We start from the raw sequence: 24,840 nt of genomic DNA, 5'->3' as shown, positions 1-24,840 counted from the left end.
GGCTGTCCTTTTGGACAGCCGGGGCCTTTTTCGTCAGGTTCAAATGTCCACGCTGGGGACCGCTTTCACCTCTCCGTCGTGGGGGCCCTCCCGGAACCAGCGGACGATCTCATCCAGCGCCTCCTCCCGGACAAAGTCGCCGCCGTGCTGAAAGATCTCCGCCATCCGGCGCTCCTGGTCCGTGGCGGCCTCTCCCCGGGCCTGCACCTGACGGACAACGGAGCCGGCCATGGGCTTCATCATCATGCGATAGAAAAAGCCCAGCTTCTCCGGCGCGTAGCCGCCCTGGAGATAGAACAGCCGCCCGCCGCTGTCGCTGTATCCCCCGTTGATCCGGGCCTCGGTCCAGAGGTCGCCGTTCCCCTGAGGCGAGACCCCCACAATGGCTGCCCCCCGGATGGTATAGCGGTCCATGGCGCTCTGGAGGCCCTTCACCGTGCCGGCCATCAGCCAGCCCATGTAGAAGATCTCCTCGCCCCGCCGCAAGCTCTTTCCGGCCTCCTTCAGGCTGTATGCCGGCACGCCGGTCCTTTCCGCCAGCATCTGGGCATACCGCTGGGTGTGCCCGGTCTGGGATGTGTAGACGATGGCTTTCATCGCTTCCCCTCCTTGTGGAACGGCGGTGGCCGCCGGATTCATGGCTTTATTATATACGCATTCCGCCCCGGAGGCAAGGACCTGTTCCGCCGCCGGGGATTTTCAGGTCTATCCCGGCCGCGGCTCTCATAAGGTGTACCATCACGACCGAGAGGTGGACAACATGACGACTCAGACCCGCAACGAGGTGCTGCTGGAGGGGATTGCTCTGGAGGCGCCTGCACTCTCCCATGAAAACCACGGCACCCGGTTTTATCGCTTTCCCCTGCAGGTACCCCGGCTCTCCGGCACTCCGGACACGCTGCCGGTGCTGGTGCCGGAGGCCCTGCTGACCGCGGTGCGGCTGGAGGACCCGCTCCGGGTCCGGGGGCAGCTGCGGTCCTTCAACAACCGCTCCGGCGTTGGGAATCGGCTGGTGCTGACGGTGTATGCCCAGGCCATGGACCCCGGGTCCGGAGAGCCCTGCAACCGCATTCTGCTCTCCGGCGCCCTGTGCAAGCCCCCCATCTTCCGCCGCACCCCTCTGGGCCGCAGCATCTGCGACCTGATGCTGGCGGTGAGCCGCCGGTACGGCCGGGCGGACTATCTGCCGGTGATCGCCTGGGGACAGCTGGCGGTCCAGGCGGCCCGGCTCCAGGTGGGGGACACGCTCAGCCTGGAAGGCCGGGTCCAGAGCCGGACCTACCGCAAGGTCCTGGAGGACGGCACCGCCCAGGAACGGGTGGCCTACGAGGTCTCCGCCATGCATCTGCTGGAGCAGGAGGCGGCAGAGTAAGCCACCCGCCGGGCCGCCGCAGCGACGATCATGGCCCCGCAGGCCGCGCCCAGCAGCACCCAGCCCTCGCCCCCGGCCAGCTGCTCCAACAGGACCCCGTAGAGAGCCTGCCCCGCCGGCTGGGCGCATAGGGAGACGGTCAGCAGCAGAGACACCACCTTCCCCACCAGCGTGGCCGGCGTCTGAGCCTGAATGTGGGCCAGCATGGTCACGGTGAACAGCGCGGCGCAAGCCATCAGAACGAAGCCCGCAGCCGTCAGCACAGCAAAGGCCGCGACAGCCCCCACGCCTGCCAGCAGGCAGAGCCCCATGGGGATGAGGCAGACCCCGCAGGCCAGCAGCGTCAGCCAGGACCGGCGGACTGTCAGCCGGGGACCCAGCAGTCCCGCTGTCAGGCCCCCGGCCAGGCTCCCTGCCGCCATGGCGGTCTGGTTGAGGCCGTACCAGGTGTCCCCCAGCCCCAGGGTCTGTTTGATGAGCACCGGCATACTCACCACCAGCAGCGCGCTCAGCAGCAGGTTGAAGGCGCTGACCAGGGCGATGTACTTCAGGATCTCCGGCCGTTCCTGCCGGAGGAAGGTCCCGCTCTCCGCCAGATCCGCTCTGGCGGTCTGCCAGACGCTGGCTCCAGTGTGTCTTGGCGTATGGGGGATCTGGATGAACAGTTCCATCACCGCCGAAGCAAAGAAGCAGGCGGAGGCCCCCGCCAGGACCGGTGTCACGCCGAAGGCACCGTAAACCAGGCTCCCCAGCAGCGGTCCCAGCAGGCTGGACAGGGCGCTGACCTGGTTGATGACGGCGTTACCGTCCACCAGCCGGTCCGGCGGGCACAGCAGGGGCATGCTGGCCTGCACCGCCGGCTGGTATGCCCCGGAGATACCATACAGCAACATCATGGCCGCCACCAGCACCGGCACCAGGGGCAGATGCCCCAAGGCCAGCGCCGTCAGGGCCACCAGGGCACAGGTGAAGAAGTCCAGCACCACCATGATCCTCTGCTTATGGAGACGGTCCGCCACCACGCCGCCCAGGGGCGTCAGCACCACCATGGGCACGAACGCCGCGGCGGAGCACAGGCCGAACAGGCTCCGGGAACCGGTGACGTCCAGCAGATACAGCGGCAGGACGAATCGCAGCACGGCGTTACCCAGCAGGGAGATGATCTGTCCAATCACCACCAAGGTGAAGTCCCGGTGAAACAGCTTTTCCCGCATCTCAATTCCTCCTCCCGTTCTCTCCTGCCAGCAGGGCCAGACCCAGCAGCCACAGACAGGCGGCCAGGTCCTGGGGCAGGATCCGATCAGTTTGTCTCATACGCTCCTCCTTTTCATACATTTGGTTGGTATGTATTTATGTGAAAAAGAAGCTGCCCTGTCGGGCAGTTTCTTCTGTTGTTTACAGCCGTTCCTGGGACAGGCGGCAAAATCGCTCCCACTGATTCAACAGCTCCTGATCCAGCAGGTCCAGGCCCATGCTCCGCAGCATCTGGTCGTATAGCTCCATGCGGCGGCGGGTCTTCTCCGGCGTGGCAGGGTAGATCATGGGATTCAGCCACACGTTTGACAGGAGAAGCAGCAGCTCCCCCAGTTCCTCCGGGTAGTCCGTCCGGATGGAGCCGTCCGCCACCGCCTCCCGCAGGACGGGCTCCATGTAGTTGGGCAGGACCTCCCCGATCATGCTCTCCAGCAGGATGCTCATCAGCTTGGGGTTCTTCAGCATATTGGGCGCCAGCACGAACAGGTCCGTCTGGTCCGAGTTCTCCAGGGATGCCCGGAACATCTTCTGCAGCTTCTCCGCTCCGGTCAGGCCGGGATCGTCCCGGACCGTCCGCATCCAGGCCTCCGTCTGCTCTCCCATCCGGTCCGCGATGGCAAGGAGGATCTCCTCCTTGCCCTTGAAGTGGTGGTAGATGGCCCCCTTGGTCAGTCCTCCCAGATTGTCAATGATGTCCTGAAGGGTGGTGTGCTCATATCCCTTTTCCATAAACAGCTTCGCGGAGACCGCCAGGATCTTTTCCACCGTCTCCTCCGGGTGCTTGTTTCGGGCCATACCGGCCCCCCTTCCAATACATACTATTAGTATGTTTCGTTTATACCATGTTTATTATTCCTTGTCAAGGCCGTTTTCTCAAAAGCGCTGAAGCTCCGGTCCGGACGGTGCTTCATTTGGTGCAGAAGCCGAAAGTCCCCCGCATGTCGAACAAAAACGCCAGAAAGCTTTTGGGATAGTCGATGAACTCCCCCCGGTCCACCATGTCCAGGATTTCCGGCAGCTCCGCCCAACGGGCCCGGGCCACCTCCTCCTTTTGGAGCGTCAGCTCCTCCAGGCCAAGGTCCCGCTCCACCAGGAAGAAGTCATCAAAGCCGCCGTCGAAGTTCACGGTGCAGGAGGGCCGCACTCCCGTCAGGTCCAGGGCCACGCCCAGCTCCTCCCGGAACTCCCGCTCCGCCGCCTGGCGGCTGGTCTCTCCGGCATCCACGCCGCCGGCGGCAGACACATCCCATGCCTCCGGCCAGACGGCCTTTTCCCGAGACCGCTGCTGGATCAGCAGGCGGCCCCGGCTGTCGAACACGCAGATATGGACCACCACCCGGTATTCTCCCTCCCCCTTGGGGGCGTAACGCTCCGCCGTCCGGCCCAGAGGGAGCCGGTTCTCGTCGTACAAATCCACCATTTCCATTGCAAAGTGCCTCCCTGCCGCCCGTTGCGGTCTTGTTTTCCACTCTTTATCTTGACCGCCCCGCTCCCCGCTGTCAAGAGGATTCTTCCGTGTTTCCCGGAAGATGTGGCAAATCCCTCTTTACAGCGGCTGGAAAACCCGGTATGATGGCGCCATGACTTCATATTCAGGAGGATGTCCCCATGGGCTTTTCCATTGAGACCAGCGTATCCGCCGTCACTGTCTTTCTGCAGGGCGCGCTGAGCTTCTTCTCCCCCTGTGTGCTGCCGCTGGTGCCGCTGTACGTCAGCTATCTGGCCGGCGGCGCCGCTGTGGTGGGCGAGGACGGCGTCCGCCGCTATCCCCGGGGAAAGATCTTCCTCAATACCCTCTTTTTCGTGGTGGGCATCAGCTTCGCCTTCTTCCTGCTGGGGCTGGGCCTCACCGCCCTGGGGGAGTTCTTCCACAACTACCAAGTGTGGTTCGCCCGGGCCAGCGGCGTCATCATCCTGCTGTTCGGCCTGTACCAGCTGGGGCTGGGCAAGCGGACCATGCTGCTGGAGCAGGAACACCGCCTCCCCTTCCATCTGAACAAACTGGCTATGAACCCGGCGGTGGCCCTGGTGATGGGCTTCACCTTCAGCTTCGCCTGGACGCCCTGCGTGGGCCCCACCCTCAGCAGCGTCCTGCTGATGGCCTCCTCCGCAGAGTCCTCCGCTGCGGGATTTCTGCTGATCGGCGTGTACACCCTGGGCTTCGTACTGCCCTTCCTGGCAGTGGGACTCTTCACCGGCACGGTGCTGGATTTCTTCAAGTCCCACCAGAATGTGGTGCGCTACACGGTGAAGATCGGCGCGGTGCTGCTGATCGTCATGGGCATCCTGACCCTCACCGGCGCCACCGGCGGCATCTCCGCAGATCTGGCTGCCGGCTCCGGCACGGTGCAGGAAGAGCCCGCCGGGAACAGCGGCGAAGAGGCGGCCCCCTCCGGCGATTCTCAGGAGGAGAACAGCGGGGCGGACAGCCAGGAGATCCCCGTGGTCCCCGCTCCGGACTTCACCCTGACGGACCAGTACGGCCAGTCCCACACCCTCTCGGACTACCAGGGGAAGACGGTGTTTCTGAACTTCTGGGCTACTTGGTGCGGCCCCTGCAAGATGGAGATGCCGGACATCCAGGCCCTGTATGAGGACTGGGACGAGAACGCCGGGGAGCTGGTGGTGCTGGGCGTGGCCGGGCCCAATATCGGCCAGGAGGGCAGCGCCGAAGACATCACCGCCTTCCTGGAGGAAAACGGCTACACCTATCCCGTGGTGATGGACGAGACGGGCACGCTCTTCTACCAGTACGGCATCAGCGCCTATCCCACCACATTCATGATCGACACGGAGGGCAACGTCTTCGGCTACGTCCAGGGCGCCGTCAGCCGGGAGGTCATGGACGACATCGTGGAGCAGACCAGGACCGGGCAGCGCAGATGATCCATCCAGGCCGCCGGGGCCGCACATTCGCGGTTCCGGCGGCTTTTTCCCGTGCTGCGGAGAGCGCTTGCAAAAAAGTTGTAAACCTGCGGCAATTTGTGTTAGAATCAAATTCGTACCGCGGCCCGCTCCGGCGGCTGTGGCGCGACAAGTTTTTTGAGAAATTCGGACAAGATATATGAGAAAAAAAAGAAATGCTTCGCAGGCGCCTGGGAGGCGTTTCTGGCCCTCTGCGGCGGCCAGGACACGGACCCGGAGCTGGAGGCCGCTGTGGACGCGCTGGTGGCCGCCGGGATCATTGATAGTCCGGAGCGGTGGAAGGCGCTGGATTTCACGGCGAACTCGGTCCGGCTGCTGCTGCTCAAAATGGGGCGGTATGTGACGCAATAAGCCGCAAAAGCCGGTGGGAGCTTAGCACTCCCCCGGCTTTTTGCGGCGCTTTGCATTTCGGGCTGGATAGTATGTGTCTTTGTGTTCCTGGTTCCACTTCCGGGACATGGGACGATCCGCTTCCCGGATGCCCTCATAGGCGCAGTCCGGACAGTATTTCTGCCGGGCGGATCGCACAGTGTATTCTTTCCCGCACCGGCAGCATTTGTCCGTGCTACCTATCGGACGATCCGCCTTTCGTCCTTTGGCGCGGAAGCGGGCCCACGATTCTTTTTGACGAGCGGCCCGGCAATCTGGGCAATACCAGGCACGGGGGCCGCCATCAAAGACGGCGCCGCACTGGCGGCAGGTCCGCGGCAGCATGACAACGGCCATACGATCACCCAAGCAGTTCTTTCAGTTTTTTCAGGTTCTCGGCGTTGGGGCTGACCTTGCCGCTCTCCCAGCGGGAGATCACCGCCTGATCTACGCCCATGGCGTCCGCAAGCTGGGCTTGAGTCAAGCCTTTGGCCTTTCTGGCGGCGGCAATATCAAACTCGGCAGACGCAAGCGGGCGCTTGCCTTTACCGGCAAAAAAGCCTAATTGCCACGCCCCCTGCATTTCAAGGGGCTGGAACTTTTCAGAGCCTCCCTCCACGGGCGGGTCAATGCTGGTGATTTCACAAAGCGCCTCAGCAACCTGCCGGTCGAGATCCCCCTTTAGGATGCCAAGCCGGTGAGCGTCGGAAATGACTCTGGCGAGTGCTGTGTACGGGCGCTGAGCGGCAAGGGTGAAATCCCCTCCGATCTCCTGCGGATATGCTTCCACATTGAGCCGGCCGAAGACCCATCCAAATACATACGCTTCTCTGTTTGTCATATCAAATTGCTCCTTTCAGCTCGTCGAGACGGGCGCAGATCCGCTTGTACTCCTCGTCATAATAATAGTGCGGTACATAACCATATCCGCCTTCATTATGCACATCATTGTAACGCTTGGCCTTTTCCCGGGCCTCTTCTTTGCCGGGGAGCTCACCATTGACCATCTGCTTTTCGGCGTGGGCTTTTGCCTGCTCCAGCTCGGCAATTTCCGCACTCCGCTCCTGCTCTGCCTTGTTGGCTGCAACGCCGTTGTTCATGGCGATCAGGGTGTCCCACTGCTCCTGGGTGATGATGTACGCCCGGTTATTGCATCCGGCAAACTCACCGTCCGGCGCTCTCTTGCCCAAAAACTCATACAGGCTGATCCATGTGATGTTATTCAGGTCGACATCGCTGCCTGTGCCAACCAGCATATAATCCTGGTACTCAGGGAGGTAGCTTTGCTTTTCGTCATCGGTCAGACGGCGGGCGGTATGCAGCGAAATTCCGTAGCCGGGAGCGTATTCAACAGTCAGGTAAGTAGTCATTGTTTTGTCCCCCTTGTTCTTTATGACTTTATTATATCATAAAATATGATATTGTCAATACATATTTCAACATTTCTTTTCCTCAAATACGTTGTCTGCTAATCAAATCAAGGCGAACCCGGTTGGCTCATGACAGGATTAGAAGAAAATCTAAGCTAAGGCACCCCCAACTATCCATCTGGATAGCTGGGGGTTTTTTTGCTCAAATCCACTTGTAGCTAGGGCGGTCACCTGCTCCGGAGAGGTAGTCCAGCCAGTCAAACGCAACGATCACCGGCCCGGCCAGCAGACACCACAGCGCCCAGAATTGAGGGCAAATCTGGCCCCATAGATTTCCAAAAAGCCCGGAGTAATCCCAGATGCCAAGGCCGAGCCAGACATTGAGCACCAGCCCGGCCGCCAGCTCCGCCGCGGTGATCGCGGTGCCGCCCAGCACTGCCTGAAGCCAAAGAGGGAATTCCCAGGGAATATGTTCGTTGGCAATATCCAAAGGGATGCAGAGGATGGCTGCCAGAAGCATCATTGTCCAGTGCGTATGGCCTCTCCAAAGAATTTCCAGCAGACCATACAGCACGCCTCCCATGGCCCAGCGTATCAGATGCGCACTTGCTTTTTCAGCCATGGGACGCCTCCGCGGCTGCCAGCAGAGCCGTCATATTCGCCGCCAGATCCTCCGGCAGTTCTGAGCCGTATACGATGGCGGCGGCCTCTTCCGCCGAACTCCGCTCCACCCATGCTTTCAAATGATTGAAATATGTGGTGTGGTACAGTTTGTGGGCCGTGGCTGTCTGCGCCATTGTCAGAATGTCCGCGGCGGAGTACATGGCGCAGAGTTTCCCGTCCAGATGGTAGGGGTATTCCTCCGCACCGGCGCTCACACTGGCAGCGGCATTCGTAAGATTGATCTGATCCTCGCTGGTCAGAGAGATGTGCCCCGTGACGCCATCCGCAAGTTCCACATCACATCCCGCGACAATGGCGGCGTTGCAGGCGGCGGACAGTTCGGTGAGCTTCTGCTCCCTTGCTTCAAGCAGAACGTCCGGATCGGGATGCGCGGTGTTCCAGGCGTCCAGCAGCTCCTGATTGACGGTATAGCCGGTCATGACGTCATCCTCAAAGCTCGGAGAGACAAATCCCTTCGCGGCGTAGAATTCCGCCAAATCCAACTCCTCCGGAACCCTGGCGTAGCCGCCGGGCGGAGAAGTTCGGGACGGATCATCCTGGATCCTGTAGCTTCCACCGGACGAGGGAACTGTGTTTATAATTTTCATGGCACACCTCCAAAAAATAGAAAGAAGGATTGATTATGTATTTGGGCTATGTCAGAGTCAGCACGGGAAAACAGACGGTTGAAAACCAGATGTACGCAATCGAGGATTTTTGCGCCCACCAAAACCCTCCGATCCAGATTGATGACTGGATCATCGAGACCGCGAGCGGCATGAAACATTTTGATAAGCGCAAACTCGGCAAAAAACTCCAAAGCGTCACAAGCGACGACACCATCATCTCCACCGAGATCACCCGCCTGGGCCGGAGCCTCCTCATGATCTTCAGTATCATGGCGTATTGCCTGGGCAAGGGGTGCGGGATCTGGACGATCAAAGAGGGCTGGCGCCTGGGCGATAACCTCACCAGCAAAGTCCTCGCGTTTGCCTTTGGATTGGCTGCAGAGATTGAGCGGGCGCTGATCTCGGAGCGGACGCGGGACGCTCTGGCCCGAAAACGGGCAGAGGGCATCCAACTGGGCCGCCCCAAAGGAGCACTTGGCAAGCATACCAAGCTCACAGGCAAGGAAAACGTGATTCAAACCCTGCTGGACCTGGGAAACAGCTATGCGTCCATCGCCCGCGCCCTGAAGGTCGACCGCTCCACGCTTGTCCGGTTTTGCGACGCCCGTGGAATAAAACGGTCCGTAGATTGCAACGATTTGGCGAGCTGACAAAATCTGTTGCAGAATACAAAACCCTTTTTCCGCACGCTGGCCTGCTTTTGGGCGGGCCGGCGTCTCTTTTTCCGCTGCTCACTTCAGTATTTATTCGTTCGATTTTTCGCCTAAGCTCCTGATTGTCTATAAGACTCAAACAGGATTGACACCACTAAATATTGCCGGATTCTGGCGAAATTCTTTCATCTGGTGTCCTGGGCAAGATAGTTTGGATATCGGTCAAGCGTATGGCGGTATTAAACAAGACGCTAACACTATAAAGTGGGATTTCCAAGCAGACTCCTACGCTCAACTTAATGCGCTGAACACCACCTATTCTTACATTGCCATCGGATAAAGGTTCGATTTTCCGCCTAAGCTGGTGATTGTCCAGCAAGCCAGTGCGTTGGGCGGATTCAACTCCAATTCATGCGGCTCTGGTTTTTTGTGGCTCGCAGAGCAGACATCCCAAGATCAGTCACTCAACAGCAGTTCTTCATATCCGGGTAGCGCAAATTTGGTATTTAATTTGGAGGGCACGCAACTCAGCTGGTATAGCGAGGCAACCGGAGGCTATGGGATATACTATCAAGCGAATGTCAGCGGTCAAAAATACAGTTTCCTTGCGATTAAGTAATCGTTCGATTTTCCGCCTAAGCTCGTTTTTGTTTTTGACACAAAGGGATTGTTCGACTATCCGCAAAACGGTGCAACGTATTATGTTTCCTGCGGCATGATTTTGTGGGCGCCTGGAATATCGGAGGATCAAGTTCACTATTACACTGACTACTACCGGTACTACACGCTGTCTGGAAACAATCTTTCCTGGTATGCTGATGGGCCTAGTGCAGACTATCAGCTTAATGGCAACAGAACATATAGGTGGGTTGTATTTGGGTAGAAGGTCTTTACCTAGCTATCGGATAAAGGTTCGATTTTTTGCCCAAGTTAATTTTCGTGTTTGCATACTATGAAAATCCGGATCCAGGAGGGAACTCTGCCCGGTATATCCCTCTCGGAAATGGGATCGAGAATCATGACGAAGATGCCTGTCTGTGCGTATTGGATACAAGCAAAATCGGCACGGACTATACTGCCGGATTTGGCCTTGGGTATATACATTCCGCAAATAGTCTATGGGCAAAGAAATCACCTGACGGCAAGACGGTCTCTTGGTATAACGCATACAATTCCAGGCTGGGGCCTGAGATGTATCAGTTTAACACCTCTGGGTGGGAGTTCTTCTTTGCTGCCATCGGATAGATGATGATTTGTTACCCAAATGCGATCCATCCATATTCGGTCCCAGCAGCATTGAGCTGATATGCGGCGCTGTCCATCTCGACGGGCTGGTTATTACCGCTCTTCTGCGTGTATTTGGCGTACCAGCGCAAAGTGTTATTTTGGAAGGCGGCATAGTACTCCAAAACGTACTCATAGGGATAAGCCCCGCCGCCGCTTTGATAGCCGTCCTCAAAAGGGAACGGATATTTTTGAAAGGCAATTGTAAGGTCTCCGGGGGAAACAATGCTCTTGTTAGCAAGCATCTGTGAGTTCCAAGCCATAGTGCTGAACCCGGCCCCAAACAGCCAAATTAAGGTAGGCAAAAAATCGAACGTTAAACTGCACGGATGATCGGCCCCATAAGTGCCGGTGCCTACATAGGAGCCGGTGGCGATCTGGACGGCGCCGGCCTGCTTCAGCGCGGCCAGCAGGGCATCCAGCGAGCTCTGCCCGGTGCCGCCCTTATTGACCGGCAGGATCCCGGTAAGGGCATCCAGCGCGTGGGTGTGAGACGCCGCAGCCGCCCCCACGTCCGCGGCTGAGAGGGTGATATCCGAGGACAGGGCTTTGGTGTTGATCTTCCGCGTGAGCGGGACATACAGCTTGCCCAGCAGCTCCTTGACCTTGCTGAAGAGCACCCGCTTCCCAGTGTTTTCCGCCGCGCTGTCCGTGATGACGATCCCGTCCGCGTCCGCCAGGGCATCTTTGGTGTCAAAGCCCGCCATTGCGGTTGAGACGTCCATCTCCGGCAGCTGCTCCGGCAGGACTTTATTGTCCTCTCCCAGATCAGCCTTTTTCGGATGCGCGTCGACGGACTCATTGTGCTGACGGATCATCTCCTGGACATCCTCGGCGCTCAAATAAAGGGGATTCCCGGATGCCACAAAGGTGATCTTCTCCGTCTGCTCCACGCGGATCAGGAGCTTGAGGCGCTCATAGATCACCACGCCGCCATCCTGAGTATCCAGGTACTCGCACTCCTGCCCAGCATTGTCATAGAGGTAAACGCCTTCCTCCTGTGTGTCCGGGTCCTGCGCCATCAAAGCGAGTTCCCGGTAGGGGAATCCCTCCTCAAACTGGCTGTTGTCCAGTGTGACGACCACGGCGCTCTGCTTCGCATCGTCTGTGGACAGGATGCCGTCGATCAGCATGGAATGCCGCTCGCTGACAAGCTCTGTGCGGTTAATCATGGAGCCGTTGCCCAGCAGGCCGTCTCCGATAGCTACACGGGTAAAATGGATGCCCTTGCCCTGGTGCCGCTTGGCCTCGATCGTCTGGCCGAAGGTCGTGAGCTTCAGTTTTGTGAATGCCATATCTCTTACTCCTGTTCAATCGTCATCTGCCTGCCCCGCTCTATGGCTGCCGCCAAGTAGAGGGGCGCCTCATACCGCTGCTCCTTGGCAAGGTGCAGGAGGGTCCGCGCCGGCTTGATCTTGTTCAACTCCTGCAGAAGAAGTGTCCGGTCATCCAGCACGATATTCCCGCCGATAAACCAGACAGTAGCCTCTGCCCAATGATCCGGCTTTTCCCCCGGTTCAATGTTGACTTCGTCATAGCCGAACGCCTGAGCCAGATAGCGGATGCCGCTGTTCAGCCCGGCCATCTCTGAGATCGCTCCCTTCATGGCAAGGCGCCGGCGATAGTTGTCCACAGTCTCCCCCTGCAGGCGGAGCATATCCCGGTCCGCGCCATGGACCGGAAGCATCGCGTCCGAGCAGGTGAGCACAGAAGCCTCTTCCCGGACCCGCAGCAGCGCCTCCTTGCACTGGTCAAAGGACCGCCCCATCACCTTGAAGAAGATGTAAAACTGATTCAGAGACTGGCGGCCCCGCCGCAAGGGGCTGAAGAGCAGCGTGTACATATACTCCCCGAAGGTCTTGAACATGGTCAAACCCCTTTCACTGTGACGGTGATCTTTCCGGCCATGATGACCTTCTCCTCAGCCAGAGTGACATCTGCCGCAGGCGTGGTCACAGTTACGTTTCTCACCGTGGAGACATCGCTCTTGATCTTGTGGATGATGTCCGCGTGGGTCAGCTCATTGAGGGAGTCGCCGCGGTTGCGCAGCTTCAGCAGGTCTGTGACGGACGCCTGCACACGCTCCGCGAGGCCGTCCTGGCTGAGGGCGCTGGAGACCGTAACCATGACAGCCACATCCTGGGCGACGATCTCCGCACTCTTGACCAGGACATCCGTATCAGGCTCCCGGATCTCCTCACAGACCTCCCGGCACTGCTGCAGAAGGTCCTCCGTGGCCGTCCCGGCCTCTGAGGTGATGATGATATCGACGGTGCCCTGCCCTCTCGGGTGCTGATCCTTGACGGTAACATAGAGGACGCCGGCGATGGCGGAGCAGACGTTGATGTAGGTGTCCCGCAGCGGAACGAGCGCCAGCTCGGACCAGGATCGGAGCGTGCGCTCCCTGGCGCTCTCATCGTCCTCCGTGTCGCTGCCCTCCCGGGTGATCCAGCCGGCGCTGTTGGAGATGGTCACATCGCCCAGATAGGTAAGTGTCCTGGTGATCTGCCCAGCCGGAACATTATAGCGGGCGCCCTCTACCTCGGCCTCCACTGGGACCTCCACGGACTTCACCCCCTTCTGGAGGGTGATCTCCTGCAGGGCCACAAAGCGCAGCTCGTCGCCGTTGATATCCTTGATGCTCTTGAAGATATGCCCCTTTGGGATCTTGACCGCCTCGCCGTCCGTGTCGGTCCGGGAGACGGTGACCACACCTTGGGTCTTCTGCGCCAGCTTGCGGGTTTTGGAGTAGTCGGACATCTTCAGGTCCAGCCAGGCGCCGGAAGCGTGGCTCACGAACATCTGATTCAAGACTGTCCGGCAGAGCTCCAGAAGTTCGATCTGGATGCGCAGGACGATCATGAGGAGCGTATGGAAGACGCCGCCGGAATGGAAGTTTGTGATGGTGAAGCCGGCGTCGGACAGCTCCTGGATCCGTTGATCCGCCAGCTCCGTCAGATCCGGAACAGGGATCACCTGATCTAAAATCTTATCGTCAATCAATGACAGTCACCTCCAGATTGACCGGGTCGATGATAATGTGCAGACTGTAGGACGCCTCCGTGTCCGCGGCCTGGAAAGAGCCGTAAATATGAAAAGCGTCCTTTATAAGCCCCACTTGGACCTGTACGCTGTCCGGAATGATTTCCTCCCGTTTGAGCAGGCCGCTCCTGACCCGCTGCGTGATCTCCAGCCGGGTGATCTCATCATCTTCAGACTGCAGGAAGTCGTAAAGGCTCCAGCCGAAGTCCTCGTCATAAAACAACTCGCCCTTCTGCGTCTGCGCCTCCAGGATGATGGATTGCAGGAAGCAGTCCATGCCGGAGCAGAGAGGGGCGTCACCATCCGCTGCCTGGGTGAGCTGTCCATCCTCATCCAGCCGGATGTCCGTGTCGTGCAGACCTGTCACAGGACCACCTCCCCGATGATGACCGGCGTGAGATCTCCAAAGGGGAGCGCGATGGCCGCCAGTGCCCCGGCCTGGAGCTGTATCCTGGAGCGAACGCCGGGCAGAGCCGGGAAGCTGCTGTCCTCGCTGCCGAAGCGGTCCACCACCGTCAGGGTGTACTCCTGCCAGCGGCCTACAATATGACCCCGATAGCTTGTGCCGCCCTCATCGTTGTGGATATCCAGCTCCTCCGTCTCGTAGGTATCCGAAAGGGCCTTCACGGCGGATACACGTGCCAGGAGGATGGCGGGTGACGTCAGATAGGGATAGTCCCGCTTGAGGATGTCCCTGACCACAGCCTTGACAAACCGCTCCAACTGCTTTCCCATGTCGGTTCCCTCCTTCAGAAGTAAATATGGGTCCGGATGAAGCCCTCATCGTTGGTGAGGTGCCGGACTCGGACCACCTCCACCTCGCCCGAGATACTGGGATGGCTGACCTGGACGCGGTGGGAGTGACGGACAAAGGGCGCGGACACGGTTTCGAGATCCCAGAGGCTGCCGCGCCGGGCGAGGCTCAGGATATTCCGCCCTGCCTCAAAGGTGTAGATCATGGATTGCTCCGGCTGCCTGCCCCAATAAAAAATGCCGCCGGAGAAGAAGTACGGGACTTGAAGGCCCCAGGCGGCCGCCACGGCATCCAGCGCCTGTACGCCGCTCTGTTTTCGGATGGAGAGGCGCTTCCGTGCCGGATAGACCGTAGACGCCAGCTTCAGCTCCGTAAGGCCCGCCTGGGCCAGGATGTACCGGATCACTTCCTGGGGCGTCGTATCCAGAAAGGTCTCATTGACGGTAAGTCCCTCCAACAGCAGCATAGGGTCCTTCAGCACGATCTCATTGGCGCTGGAGCCAGTGCTGTACGGCTTGGCGATATAGCCTGTAAAGACTTCATCGAAGGCGCCGCCATAACCCAGCAGAATCTTGGCCGGCTCCAGGCGGGAGAGCGTAACCTCCGGCTTGAAGCGGTCTGTGAAGCGGATCTTCGCCCAATCCATGCGGGAGTCCCTGGCGGAGGAGACCTCGATCTCAATGCCCTGCTGGAAGGTGTAGCCCCCGGCCTGAGCGGTGATCCGCGGATAGAACAGTTCCAACGTCTCCATGTACTACTTCCTTTTCAGCTTGGACAGGACCTTGGCCGTATCCGCGTCATCCACGGCAGGGGACTTGCCCCGCTTCTTCTGCAGCGCCGGTTTCTCCGGCGCCGCGCCCCGGTCGGAGCTGAGATAGCTGGAGTAACTGCTGTCCAATGTCCCCGCTGAGCTGCTGGCGGAGCCGCTGCCGCTCTTCTTGCCGGACGAAGTGCCGGAGGATTTTACGGCCTGGATGGTCTGTGGGATGTACTCCCACAGCTCCAGGGTCACGGAAAAATAGCTCTTCTTCTGTTCGGTTTTGTGGTTGAGAGATTTGAACAGGACCTTGTCGATACCGTGGGCGGCCGCGTCCTCACACACGATGGGGATCGGCTGCGGCACACCCTGGCCCTCTTTGCGGAACACCGCCCGAAGTGTCTCCAGGCGCTGATACTTGGTCTGTGTGTCTGTATCGTCCACCACCAGCTCAATGTTGATTTTGGCATCCTCGTAGCCGGTGGCCTGCTTGGGCTTGGCGGAGCTGCCCTCCACCTCCTGCTCGTCGATCTGCGCCGACTCCTTGACCTCGATGCTTTTGACAAGGCCAGGGAGGACGACCCCGTTCAGCTTGATGGTATTGTCTTCCACAAAGATCATGAGAGCCGTCCCCCTTCCTTACGCCAGCGCGAAGTCGGTCTCCGGATCATCATCCGGATCCTCGCCGCTGTTGATTTTGTCTTCCAGTTCGCCCACGATCTCCAGCAGGTCTTGCAGCTGCTTGATCTTCTTGACATCCACCTGCAGCACCAGCTTCTTGACGATAAAGACTTTGCCGTCCCTGCTGGCGGAGCCGCTGCCGTCTCCAGCGTCCGCCTCCTCGCCTGTACCGTCGCTCAGGCGGACCGGCTTGGGAGCATCCTGCTGGAGACTGACCCTGGCTCCCTCCAGACCCTTGGTGATCGCGTTGGCCGGAGCATCCTCCGCCAAAGTCACCCCCGCGGCGAAGGTGGTCATGGTCTTTTTGCCGCTCAGAGTCAGGGTGCTCAGGGGACCCTCCTTGGCATCGGAGTGGGGGAACAGGTTGCTGATCTTCCCAAAGATGCCCTTGACCGCGTTGATGGGCGCCATCGCCACGGACTTGATGCCGTCGACGAAGGTGGTCACGAGCCGCCGTCCGGCTTCGCCGAACCATGCGATCTTCTCGCCGATCCAGTCCATGATAGACTGAAAGCCCTGCTTCAGCCACTCGAGCCCCGCCGTGATTTTGGAGCAGGCGGTGTTCCAGGCGTTCTGCAGGAACGCGGTCACGCTGTCCCAGTTCTGCCAGAGCAGGATGAGGGCGGCGATCAGCGCAACGATGCCAATGACAACCCATGTGATGGGATTTGCCAGCAGCGCCGCGGTGAAGGACCACACAGAGGCGATCAACCCGGGCATGGCGGTTACGGCGGTCACAACCGCCTGCCTCGCCATGCTGGCCAGACCGAGCGCCATGTTCTTCAGGGCCGTCACGCCGGAGATCACCGCTGTTTTCGCCATGCCGGCGATCCGCAGCGTCACATTTTTGACTGCGGTGACGGCGGTGCTTCCCGCTGTCCGGATCCTGTTAAAGCCGTTCCGGATCGCGTCGCCCGCTTCCATGCCGTACAGGGCTATGGTCTCAAACAGGTCCGGCAATCCCCGGACAACGCCAATGAAGCCTTTGACCAGTCCGGCGGTCTTGGTGAAAACGATCCCCACGCCGCCGACTACGGCGATGCAGGTGCCCGCCACAGCCAGAAAGCCGCCCAGGGTCAGGGCCGCAAGCAGGATGATCCGGACAAGGTTCTGGTGGTTCTCTATCCACTCCGCGCCCTTTTGGATGACGCCGGCAGCGCCTTCCATCAGGTCGTTGACTACAGGAAGCAGCGTGCTTCCCGCCGCTTCCGCGACGTTGTGGAGCTGCTGCTGGAGCCGTTCAAACTTCTCTGGCTCCGTCTCGTTCATGGCCGACGCCATTTCGGTGGCGACTGCGGTGCCCTGCCCCATGGCGTCGTACAGGCTCAGAACATTGTCCTGCAGCTCTCCGGTCTTGCTGTACAGCAGATCAATAAGGTCCACGGCCTCATCGGTGCCGAATGCCGTGGCGATCTCCTGCTTCTCGATGGCATCTATGGTGTCGCCGTACTTTCCGCGCAGCAGATCCAGAATCTCCGGCAGGCTCTTGATCTGGTTGTTGGCGTCGACGAAGGCCAGACCCAGCTCTTCGCCGCCCTTTGCCGCGGACTGGATGAAGGCCGCGTATTTGGTGCCGGCTTCCGAACCGCTCATGGTGGCCTGAAGCATACCCAGGACAGACAGCTGCTCTTCCAGCGGGACCTTCGCGTTAGTAGCCGAAGCGCCCAGGCTCTCAATGGCCGCCGCCATTTCCGATCCGGTCGTTTTGAACTGCTGGACGGATTTGGAGATCCCGGCTGAGAACATCTCTCCGAACTCCAGATCCGTCAGGTCGTCGTAGAAGCCTTTGTAAATGCCGTAGCCTGTGGCAAACAGGCTGGTCATCTCGCCGACTGTGGATTTTGTGGCCTTGCCTGTCAGGGCGGCCAGGGTGGTGAAATCGGCCACGCCCTCATCTGTCAGAGAGGCGATGCCGCTCTTGATGTCGTAGGAGGCGGAAATGAAGTCCGCCTTGGAGGTCCCGGCCCACTGGTCGGAGAAGCTGCGGGCCGCGTCTTCCACGGCCTCCAGATCCTTGACGCCCAGGGATGCCAGTTCGCCCAGCGCCCGGCGTGTCTCGAAGGTGGCCTCCACAGGAGCCAGCGCGGCCCCCGCGATGGAGGAGCCCAGCTCCGTCATGACTGCGCCAGTCTTGACCATGCCCCCGAACGCGCTTTCCAGCTTTTGCAGCCTGGATACACCGCCGTTGACGCTGCTGCTGATCCGGCCCATGGGGCCGGTGATGTTGTCCACCATATTCATGATGAGGGACAACCTGAATACACTTTCGAGGCTCATGGACCGCGCTCACCTCCGCTCCGGCGGACGGTATGAGGCGGCCCTGTACCCCGCTCGTTTGCTTTCATGTGTCTGCCTCGCCTCCCGGTCATTCACCGCCGAATACCTCGGAGATCGCGCGGGCGATGATGTTCTTTTCCAGCTCCTGAACATAACGGGCCTTTGCAATGTATTCCAGGAACTCCCCGATCTCCGCTTTCTCCGGGTCAAAGCCCTCCAAGAGAGGAGGAGGCAAAAAGCGGTATATCTCCAAAAGTCCGGCATCGACCAGACTGCTTTTTACCTCCTCGGCCCGCTCTCTTAGAGCTTTTTCAAATTTACGGCGTTGGTCAGGCCCAGGATCTCCGTGAGCTTGCCCGCGATGGAGAGGGCGACGCCGGGATATTTCTCCATCTCAGAGGTCAGGCGGTCCTTGTCTTCGTCGACCACACAGTCCAGCAGGAAGGTCTTGCTTGCCTTGGTCATGCCGATCTGCTGCACGCCCTTCAGGTATCGGTCATAAGCGGGCACGCTGGGCCGCTTGAAGTAATAGCTGAATTCCAGCGCATCGCTGTCCTCATCCTCCCGGACAAAGCAGGAGACACGGAACACCTTCCCATATTTGGCCTTGAGCTTGTCCTGTTCACTCTGGGATGCTGCGGCCGCAGCGTCCGTTTTCTTGATGTCTTCCATGTATATTCCTCCGTATTTCTCAAATAACTTGTCCCTTAAATGGGTTCCACGCCGTCCTGAACGACGCCGCCGTAGATGGCGAGGTCCAGGCTCACCTTGACGCTCTTGTCGCCCTGGGTGACGCTGTTGGACCGTTTGGAGATCTGGACCATCTTCAACTCGTCGATCACGGTCTTCTCACCTTCCATGCCGTAGCTGACGACAATAGACGGGAACTGGAGCTTGAAAAAGCTGACGCCCTTGGCCTTGCAGTAGGCCAGCAGCTTGTGGTAGTCGTCGCGAAGCAGGGAGATCTTGCCCGTGCTGGAATAGTTGCCGGTGCCGAAGCCCCGGGGCTTGTTGCCCCTGCCGTAGACGGCCTCCTGATCCAGTTCATCGTCATAGCTGATCTCCTGGACCTCGATGTCCAGGCCCGGGACCTTGAAGTCCACATCAGCCCAGTCGTAGACTTTACCATTGATTGTCATGCCGCATATCCTCCCTTCCGCTTAGTCGCTGACATTGGTGCGTCCGACCTCGATCTCGATCTCCCGGATGTAGCCCCGGGACAGATAGAGGATACGGACGCGGAGGAGCCCGGTCTCCAGGAACGACTCCGCCTGCCCCTCGGGGATCGTGACCTCCGCCCTGCTGATCTCCTTCGCGGCGACCATTCTGTCCAGAGGCGCCGTCAGGAATTTCGCCCGGGCCTGTGCCTCACCGTCAAAGTCGGTCATGTCGATGTCGTCATTGAGCAGGAGCAGGGCTTCCTTCCGGACTTCCCGGATGACTTTGTTCTTCACCCGGACATCCTCCGCATACTGGAAGTCGCTCTTCTCCGGGCTGAGGACCTTGGCATGGTAGACGAAGAAGTCCTCCAGACCGGCGTAGCTCCGGAAGGTAAGGAAGCCCGCCTCGTCCAGCATCTTGATGACGGAGTCATCCAAGCCGGCGGGGAGCAGTTCCTCCAGTGTATCCGGCGAGATGCCGAAGCCGGCCTCGGGCCGGGTCTTGCCGATGCTCTCAGCCACGCCCGCCTTGGCGTACAGGCCGGAAACGATGCCCGCGAGGTTGACGATCTGAACGCTGCCGTCCAGCCGTACCAGACGGCCCCATGCAGTGCAGACCTGAATATCAGTGTTCTTGACCTTATCTCGGGCCTTCTCCAGGCCCAGCGCCCAGTCGGTGAGGTCCCCGGTGGGGTAGGCGGCCTCCATGAGGATGAAGAGGGGCTTGTGGTACTCCGTGGCAAGCTCATTGCGGACCTCGCCCATGGCTTCCCACAGATCCAGATCGCTCCCGCCCACCACATGCAGCCACTCGAACTCCTCCGGGAAGTCTTTAATCTTGCGGGCAGCCGCCAGGGCGTCGCCCTTCGTCATGGCGGGGGCCGTGGTGCTGAAGCTCCACATATCGCCCACCTGGAAGGAGCTGTCTGCCTCTTCCGACGCCGCCGCAAAGGTGATGGTGAGTCCGGTTCCGGGCAGTTCATACTTGCCCGCCACAGGCACGGTGATCTCGTCGCTGAAATTATTGCCGCCGTCGATGGAATAGGCGAAGGCCGCAGTGTTGAGAGTGCCCTGGGCGGTGATCTTCACCACCACCGCAAAGGCGTTATAGGGGCTGCCGGACGCCGTGAGCGTGCCGCCGCCCTTGCCCTCTTTCTCCACCTCCCCGACAGTGCCCGCCGTAGAGGCGGCCACAGGGAGGCAGTACACCCGGGCGGCGCCAAACTGGACGGAGTCCATGACGGAGTCGGCCAGAGGGGAGCGCCCCAGGCGTTCCTTGATGGTATCGGCAGTCATGTCGCCGGTGATGATAATGAGCTTGTCGCTGACGACAGGGGAGGGTCCGATGCGGACGCTGATCCCGGAGCCGGATTTTCCGGAGAAGCCGAGCTGCCCATCCAGGACGGTCTCCCTGACATCTCTGAGCACTGCCATCCCTCACGCCTCCTTCCGGCCCCCGGTCATGGGCGCCTTTTGATATGCCTCGACCGCAGCCAGGAAATCCGCCGCGGTCATCTGCCGCCCTCTGCGCCAGCTGTTGGCGGAGCATACGCCCACAAATACAGGGCGGCTCACGCCATAGCGGGTCCGGAGCGCCTCGATATCCTCCAGAGACGCCGCGTCGGGCGCGGCGTCCTGGAGCCTGTTGTTCTTAATTGCCATTTGCAGGCTCCTTTCCATTGTTTTTTCCGATGTCCTCCAGCCGGTAGTCCCGGGCTCTGTGGAGACCGATGTCCCTGTAGACGCCGCCCCGGAAGGTGATGTTCACCGTCACGGCGACCTCCGCCTTCAGCGGATGATCTTCCTCGGTGGACCACTCCACGCTCTCCGCAGCCAGGGGGACGAAGTTTCCATCCACTTCGATCCCCTGGTCCAGAGCAGCCAGGAATTTTTCCAGCATAGCCTCCACCTTGTCGTCCGTATACTCTCCCAGCACCACCTGAAACGTCACGTTCCGGTCGAAGAGCTTTCGGCGCTTGTGCTGCGCTCCCTCTTGGTCTTGATAGATGGTTTTGGAGCCGTTTCGCGCGATCATCTCCGTACCGGGCAGGACCGCTCCCACATGGCTTTCCATGGACCGGGAGAGGGACTTCATGGTCGTGTATGGCTTTGTTTTGAGTCCGGCCTCCTTGAGCTTTCCTACAAGGTATGCTTTCGCCTGTGTGTACAACATACGCTATTCCCCCTGCCGGCGGATGAAGTCCTCCACCGTCTCCTGCAGCTCGGTCTGGTCCTCGGCAGAAAGGCCGAGGAAGGGGCGGGCGGGGATCGTCACCTTGACCTTCTTCCGTGTGACCCAGCGGCCATCAACTTTGAAGCGGAGGTATTTCTTGTTTTTGGCCTTGATGACTCGGTTTTTGACTCCGTACTGGTGGGTGGAGGCGTGCTTGACGTTGGTGCCCACCGCGAAGCCGGTGGCGTCGGATCTGACCTGGATGCTGTTGCGCAGCTGTCCGGAGTCCACCAGCGTCCTGCCGCCTTCGGCAAGGGCCCGCTTGGATGTGGGCCAGCGTCTGCCGTCCGGCCCCTTGCCCGTCCGGAAACGCTCCAGGGTGGACGCGCGCACGCCCTGGCCCAGGGCCGCGTTAAGGCTCTTCCGGTCCATCTCCGCGAGGCCCCGGATCTTGTTCAGGGCCGCCCGAGTATCGCCCTCCAGCCGGATATTTACCATGGATCACATCCCCTTCATCGTATCCCGGCTGAAGAGCCGGCGGTTGGAGTGCATGGAGAAGCCGGCGGCCGCCGCTGCCTGGGGGTCGCTGGCTTCAGTTCCGAGGCTGACTTTGCCCTCCGCGACCAGCGTGAGGAACTTGATGGCGGCGTTGTAGCGGGTGAGATAGTTGCCCTCCCGTCCCGCTTCGTCCAATCCGGCGCGGGACATAAGGTTATAGAGGGCGATGTCCTTGGAGAACTTGTTGATGACCTTTGGAACTGGGGCGAGGGGGACGGCGTACCTCTTGGCAAGGTAGCCGTCGATCTCCCCGTCCGCGTCCGCAATGGCCTCGTCGATGAGCGGGCCGATCCCAGCCTCCCGCTCCTCCGGGTCTTCAATGAAGTCTGTATCTGTGAGGATTTGACTCACAGCATCCTCTTTCAGCATGGCCCGGACCTCGCTGCGTGTGCAGTAGCTCATACCGGTCAATCGCCGGCGGTCCCGTCGCTGCCGTAGGCCATCTGCCAGAAGCCGAAGCCCGCGTTCCCCCGGGAGTCCGCTCCGTAAAGGAAGGTCTTGCTCAGGAATACATTGTCGTCGGTCTCGTTGGTCTTGCTCACGAACTTGACCTTCTTGCGCTGCTGGTAGATCAGAGGCTTGATCGGAAGGGTGGTACACAGCAGGAACCAGGCCGTGTCGCTGCCGGCCAGCTGCGGCACCACCAGGGGCTTCGCGGTGCCCTTCATCGTGTTGCGGGTGCCATTGATGAAGTCGGCCTCTGTGATGTCCAACGCGGCTTTCTCCAGGGCGGGCGGGACCACCAGCCTGTTCGGGATCAGAGCCAGAGCCTCGCCCTTGCTGTTGGTCAGGCTCATCATACCGGAACGGGCCGCGATATAGGCGTCCAGGCTCAGCTTCGCGGTCCCCTTGTTGGAGACCTTGCTCTTGCCGATCATGTGCTCGCTGGAGAAAAACGCCTTGCCGTCGAAGCATTTCTCATTGAAGCCATTCTTCAGAAGGCTGAAGACCAGCTTGTCCGGGTGCATGGCAGCGGACTGCCCCAGCATCTCGATAGAGGGGTTAAACAGGCCGATCTTGTCGTCCTCAATGGCGTTGCGGTCGATGCCGATGGTCAGCTCGAAATCCTTGTTCTTGATGGTATAGTCCGACGCGCTGAGGTTCTGGACCTCACGGTCGCCGATCCACTCCCTCATGCCGGGGATGTCGCCGAGCCACGCATAGGTCTCAGCGTCCGTGGTGGAAGGGGTGACGGTAGCCACCTCGGTGTACAGGGGATTTACAGTGGTCAGCGCCCTGTTGAACAGGGTGTTGAAGCCCACATAGATGCCCCGCAGGTTCTGGGGATTCACAATCATGGTTTTTGTCCTCCTTTTTTAGGCTTCGGCGGCGATGGCCTGAATGCCGCGTCCGATCTCCACGGCGACGCCCGCGTCGTCCACCCGGATCACCAGTCCGGCCACGCTGGCGCCGGTGGCGGTGGCGGTGACGGTCTGGTCGTCCGCGATGTAGCAGGGCTTCAGGACATGGGCGGCGGTGAGCTTCCCGGCGTCCGTGGCGTTGTCAAAAACGAACACGCCCCGAGAGACCCGGATCGTGGCCGCGCCGTCCGCTCCGGTGTTCGCCACGGTTTCCTCGGCCCGGCCGGCCGCGATGAGTGTGGCAGCCTTGGAGCCGGGGACGGCGTAGCCGCTGGCGTCCAGGGCCACGAGTGCGCCCTGATAGATGGTGGTGCTCCCTTTGACAGGGAGGACGAGGTGACGCGCCCCGTTGCTGATCTCGGTGGTGTCCCTCGCTGCTGTGAGTGCTGCCATGGTCTTACGCCTCCTCTTTCATGCCGTACTTCTTGACGTCTTCTTCGTTGATGCCCAGCTGCTTGCACACGAGACGGGTCGCCTCGTCGATGCCGCCCGCGGGCGTATCCGGGCCATCCGGGATGATCTGGTCCATGGGGACCACCTGCGGGGCCTTCTCCACAAAATCCGAGAAGCCCCTGGGATTGCTCAGGGCGTAGCTGGTGGCCCACTCCTTCTGCGCCGGGGTGATCTTGCCCGCCTTCAGGGCCTGGGTGACCGCCTCGTCCGCGTCCCGCTGGGCGGCGGCCTTCTCCAGCTTCTCCACCTTCTCCCGCAGGTTCACGCCGTCGACGATCCCGCCCTTCAGCTCCATGATCTTCGCGGTGACGTCGCTGGTGGCCGCGCCGGACTTCAGGCCCAGCAGCTCACAGACGGCCTTGTTCGCCACGGTCTCCTCGCTGCCGGGAGGCGGTTCCTTGCCGTCCTCCTTCAGCTTCTTCAGCTCCGCCAGTGCGGCGGTCAGCGCCTGGGTGATCTGTTCCTCCGTGGCATCCTCGGGCAGGCCCAGCAGCTTTGCCAGTTCTTTCGGGTCCATAGTGTTTTGTCCTCCTTCGTGATTATTGTAAGTGCTGGAATTGACAATGGGGTCCATGTGGTCGATTGCGGGGGTGTTGGTGAGGGCCAGCGAGTGCAGGCCCGTCGCCTTGTTGTCCGCCTTGCGGACGGTGATGACCGGGGAGAGGTAGCGGTACTCCCGGTTCTTCAGGTACGCTGCCGCCCGGTCCGTCCACTCCACCTTTGCGACGATATGGCCGTCCTGAATGGAGAGGTCTTTGACCCAGCCGGCAGCCGGGGCCTGGACGCCATCCAGCGTCTGGTGCTCGTAGTCCACCACCACATCCACGCCATGCCGGGCGATCTCCGCCTTCATGAGCCGCAGGCTCTCCTCATCCACATCGAATTCGCCCTTCTGGCTGGTGACATGTCCCAGGGGCAGGATCCGGATGACCTCCGGGACCCCCTGGACCTCCACCTCGCCCCCTTTCAGGGTGATGATCTCCATTTTTTGCGTGTCTCCTTTCCGAGGCAGAGCCCCAAGACCGCCGTTAACGCCGTGCGCACGGCGTTAGAAGCCGTTTTGCGGGGGGCCCCCGTGAAATGACCCTCCCCCCTCCGCCGGAGG

The 24,840-nt window shown here is 60.3% G+C and carries 31 protein-coding genes; 4 read left to right on the top strand and 27 right to left on the bottom strand.

Annotation, left to right across the window (positions count from 1 at the left end):
* Positions 1-39: 39 nt before the first annotated feature.
* Positions 40-597 carry a hypothetical protein gene (locus HMPREF1546_RS09140; protein ID WP_025544844.1) on the bottom strand — a complete coding sequence of 186 codons (558 nt, stop codon included), beginning with the start codon at positions 595-597 and terminating at the stop codon, positions 40-42.
* Positions 598-637: 40 nt separating this feature from the next.
* Here HMPREF1546_RS09140 and HMPREF1546_RS09135 point away from each other — a divergent pair, with 40 nt between their 5' ends.
* On the top strand, positions 638-1,372 hold the full coding sequence (locus HMPREF1546_RS09135) for a single-stranded DNA-binding protein (RefSeq protein WP_301546150.1): 735 nt from the start codon (positions 638-640) through the stop codon (positions 1,370-1,372).
* On the opposite strand, the gene HMPREF1546_RS09130 is transcribed toward HMPREF1546_RS09135, so the two are convergent.
* From HMPREF1546_RS09130 to HMPREF1546_RS09120, 3 genes are all read right to left on the bottom strand, one after another.
* Entirely contained in the window at positions 1,324-2,586 is a 1,263-nt protein-coding gene (locus HMPREF1546_RS09130) for an MFS transporter (protein ID WP_021749831.1), read from the bottom strand. The two genes, HMPREF1546_RS09135 and HMPREF1546_RS09130, sit on opposite strands and share 49 nt — an antisense overlap.
* A 181-nt stretch (positions 2,587-2,767) precedes the next feature.
* Complete coding sequence (locus tag HMPREF1546_RS09125) at positions 2,768-3,421, bottom strand: TetR/AcrR family transcriptional regulator (RefSeq protein WP_021749829.1); 654 nt, start codon at positions 3,419-3,421, stop codon at positions 2,768-2,770.
* A gap of 112 nt (positions 3,422-3,533) precedes the next feature.
* Positions 3,534-4,052 carry an NUDIX domain-containing protein gene (locus HMPREF1546_RS09120; protein ID WP_021749828.1) on the bottom strand — a complete coding sequence of 173 codons (519 nt, stop codon included), beginning with the start codon at positions 4,050-4,052 and terminating at the stop codon, positions 3,534-3,536.
* Between the two features lie 182 nt (positions 4,053-4,234).
* Here HMPREF1546_RS09120 and HMPREF1546_RS09115 point away from each other — a divergent pair, with 182 nt between their 5' ends.
* Both HMPREF1546_RS09115 and HMPREF1546_RS09110 read left to right on the top strand, forming a co-directional pair.
* On the top strand, positions 4,235-5,512 hold the full coding sequence (locus HMPREF1546_RS09115) for a cytochrome c biogenesis protein CcdA (RefSeq protein WP_021749826.1): 1,278 nt from the start codon (positions 4,235-4,237) through the stop codon (positions 5,510-5,512).
* A gap of 156 nt (positions 5,513-5,668) precedes the next feature.
* Complete coding sequence (locus HMPREF1546_RS09110; RefSeq protein WP_021751871.1) at positions 5,669-5,902, top strand: hypothetical protein; 234 nt, start codon at positions 5,669-5,671, stop codon at positions 5,900-5,902.
* Between the two features lie 379 nt (positions 5,903-6,281).
* Here the strand turns inward: HMPREF1546_RS09110 and HMPREF1546_RS09105 are convergent, their stop codons facing one another.
* The 4 genes from HMPREF1546_RS09105 to HMPREF1546_RS09090 form a co-directional block, all read right to left on the bottom strand.
* On the bottom strand, positions 6,282-6,761 hold the full coding sequence (locus HMPREF1546_RS09105) for a helix-turn-helix domain-containing protein (protein ID WP_021749822.1): 480 nt from the start codon (positions 6,759-6,761) through the stop codon (positions 6,282-6,284).
* A 1-nt stretch (position 6,762) separates the two neighbouring features.
* Positions 6,763-7,290 carry a cell envelope integrity protein TolA gene (locus HMPREF1546_RS09100; protein WP_021749821.1) on the bottom strand — a complete coding sequence of 176 codons (528 nt, stop codon included), beginning with the start codon at positions 7,288-7,290 and terminating at the stop codon, positions 6,763-6,765.
* 202 nt (positions 7,291-7,492) lie between these two features.
* Positions 7,493-7,912 carry a hypothetical protein gene (locus HMPREF1546_RS09095; protein ID WP_021749820.1) on the bottom strand — a complete coding sequence of 140 codons (420 nt, stop codon included), beginning with the start codon at positions 7,910-7,912 and terminating at the stop codon, positions 7,493-7,495.
* Positions 7,905-8,561: a hypothetical protein gene (locus HMPREF1546_RS09090; RefSeq protein WP_021749819.1), complete on the bottom strand. Its 657-nt coding sequence runs from the start codon at positions 8,559-8,561 to the stop codon at positions 7,905-7,907. The genes HMPREF1546_RS09095 and HMPREF1546_RS09090 overlap by 8 nt, the downstream gene beginning before the upstream one ends.
* Before the next feature lie 35 nt (positions 8,562-8,596).
* Between HMPREF1546_RS09090 and HMPREF1546_RS09085 the strand changes: the two genes are divergently transcribed.
* Complete coding sequence (locus HMPREF1546_RS09085; protein ID WP_021749818.1) at positions 8,597-9,232, top strand: recombinase family protein; 636 nt, start codon at positions 8,597-8,599, stop codon at positions 9,230-9,232.
* A gap of 1,259 nt (positions 9,233-10,491) precedes the next feature.
* On the opposite strand, the gene HMPREF1546_RS09080 is transcribed toward HMPREF1546_RS09085, so the two are convergent.
* The 19 genes from HMPREF1546_RS09080 to HMPREF1546_RS08990 form a co-directional block, all read right to left on the bottom strand.
* The gene (locus HMPREF1546_RS09080; RefSeq protein ID WP_021749813.1) at positions 10,492-11,814 is read right to left on the bottom strand and encodes a hypothetical protein; all 1,323 of its coding nucleotides are present in this window, start codon (positions 11,812-11,814) and stop codon (positions 10,492-10,494) included.
* A 5-nt stretch (positions 11,815-11,819) separates the two neighbouring features.
* Positions 11,820-12,386: a hypothetical protein gene (locus HMPREF1546_RS09075; RefSeq protein ID WP_021749812.1), complete on the bottom strand. Its 567-nt coding sequence runs from the start codon at positions 12,384-12,386 to the stop codon at positions 11,820-11,822.
* A gap of 2 nt (positions 12,387-12,388) precedes the next feature.
* On the bottom strand, positions 12,389-13,522 hold the full coding sequence (locus HMPREF1546_RS09070; RefSeq protein ID WP_021749811.1) for a baseplate J/gp47 family protein: 1,134 nt from the start codon (positions 13,520-13,522) through the stop codon (positions 12,389-12,391).
* A complete protein-coding gene (locus tag HMPREF1546_RS09065; RefSeq protein ID WP_021749810.1) occupies positions 13,515-13,928 on the bottom strand; it encodes a hypothetical protein in 414 nt (137 codons plus the stop codon). The genes HMPREF1546_RS09070 and HMPREF1546_RS09065 overlap by 8 nt, the downstream gene beginning before the upstream one ends.
* Positions 13,925-14,296, bottom strand: coding sequence for a hypothetical protein (locus tag HMPREF1546_RS09060; protein WP_021749809.1), 372 nt, complete (start codon positions 14,294-14,296; stop codon positions 13,925-13,927). The genes HMPREF1546_RS09065 and HMPREF1546_RS09060 overlap by 4 nt, the downstream gene beginning before the upstream one ends.
* A 14-nt stretch (positions 14,297-14,310) precedes the next feature.
* Complete coding sequence (locus tag HMPREF1546_RS09055; protein WP_021749808.1) at positions 14,311-15,066, bottom strand: hypothetical protein; 756 nt, start codon at positions 15,064-15,066, stop codon at positions 14,311-14,313.
* 3 nt (positions 15,067-15,069) lie between these two features.
* Positions 15,070-15,693 carry a hypothetical protein gene (locus tag HMPREF1546_RS09050; RefSeq protein WP_021749807.1) on the bottom strand — a complete coding sequence of 208 codons (624 nt, stop codon included), beginning with the start codon at positions 15,691-15,693 and terminating at the stop codon, positions 15,070-15,072.
* Positions 15,694-15,711: 18 nt separating this feature from the next.
* On the bottom strand, positions 15,712-18,030 hold the full coding sequence (locus HMPREF1546_RS09045) for a phage tail tape measure protein (RefSeq protein WP_036630600.1): 2,319 nt from the start codon (positions 18,028-18,030) through the stop codon (positions 15,712-15,714).
* Positions 18,031-18,118: 88 nt separating this feature from the next.
* A complete protein-coding gene (locus HMPREF1546_RS09040) occupies positions 18,119-18,265 on the bottom strand; it encodes a hypothetical protein (protein ID WP_301546149.1) in 147 nt (48 codons plus the stop codon).
* A gap of 65 nt (positions 18,266-18,330) precedes the next feature.
* Positions 18,331-18,702: a putative phage tail assembly chaperone gene (locus HMPREF1546_RS09035; protein WP_021749804.1), complete on the bottom strand. Its 372-nt coding sequence runs from the start codon at positions 18,700-18,702 to the stop codon at positions 18,331-18,333.
* A gap of 35 nt (positions 18,703-18,737) precedes the next feature.
* Positions 18,738-19,169, bottom strand: coding sequence for a hypothetical protein (locus HMPREF1546_RS09030; RefSeq protein WP_021749803.1), 432 nt, complete (start codon positions 19,167-19,169; stop codon positions 18,738-18,740).
* Between the two features lie 21 nt (positions 19,170-19,190).
* Positions 19,191-20,624, bottom strand: coding sequence for a DUF2586 domain-containing protein (locus tag HMPREF1546_RS09025; protein WP_021749802.1), 1,434 nt, complete (start codon positions 20,622-20,624; stop codon positions 19,191-19,193).
* Positions 20,625-20,627: 3 nt separating this feature from the next.
* Positions 20,628-20,852, bottom strand: coding sequence for a hypothetical protein (locus tag HMPREF1546_RS09020; protein WP_021749801.1), 225 nt, complete (start codon positions 20,850-20,852; stop codon positions 20,628-20,630).
* Positions 20,842-21,363 (bottom strand): hypothetical protein, encoded by a 522-nt coding sequence (locus tag HMPREF1546_RS09015; RefSeq protein WP_021749800.1) that lies wholly within the window; start codon positions 21,361-21,363, stop codon positions 20,842-20,844. Before HMPREF1546_RS09015 ends, HMPREF1546_RS09020 begins: the two co-directional genes overlap by 11 nt.
* 3 nt (positions 21,364-21,366) lie before the next feature.
* A complete protein-coding gene (locus tag HMPREF1546_RS09010) occupies positions 21,367-21,861 on the bottom strand; it encodes a phage virion morphogenesis protein (protein ID WP_021749799.1) in 495 nt (164 codons plus the stop codon).
* A gap of 3 nt (positions 21,862-21,864) precedes the next feature.
* Complete coding sequence (locus HMPREF1546_RS09005; RefSeq protein ID WP_021749798.1) at positions 21,865-22,323, bottom strand: gp436 family protein; 459 nt, start codon at positions 22,321-22,323, stop codon at positions 21,865-21,867.
* Between the two features lie 5 nt (positions 22,324-22,328).
* On the bottom strand, positions 22,329-23,219 hold the full coding sequence (locus HMPREF1546_RS09000; RefSeq protein WP_021749797.1) for a Mu-like prophage major head subunit gpT family protein: 891 nt from the start codon (positions 23,217-23,219) through the stop codon (positions 22,329-22,331).
* Between the two features lie 18 nt (positions 23,220-23,237).
* Positions 23,238-23,675, bottom strand: a complete 438-nt coding sequence (locus tag HMPREF1546_RS08995) for a hypothetical protein (protein ID WP_021749796.1) — start codon at positions 23,673-23,675, stop codon at positions 23,238-23,240.
* 4 nt (positions 23,676-23,679) lie between these two features.
* Complete coding sequence (locus tag HMPREF1546_RS08990; protein ID WP_021749795.1) at positions 23,680-24,720, bottom strand: phage protease; 1,041 nt, start codon at positions 24,718-24,720, stop codon at positions 23,680-23,682.
* Between the last annotated feature and the right edge of the window lie 120 nt (positions 24,721-24,840).

The organism is Oscillibacter sp. KLE 1745, from assembly GCF_000469445.2.
Classification (GTDB): Bacteria; Bacillota; Clostridia; order Oscillospirales; family Oscillospiraceae; genus Oscillibacter; species Oscillibacter welbionis.
The sequence above is the reverse complement of the archived record's forward strand: the minus strand, read 5'-3'. Positions and strand labels throughout refer to the sequence as shown.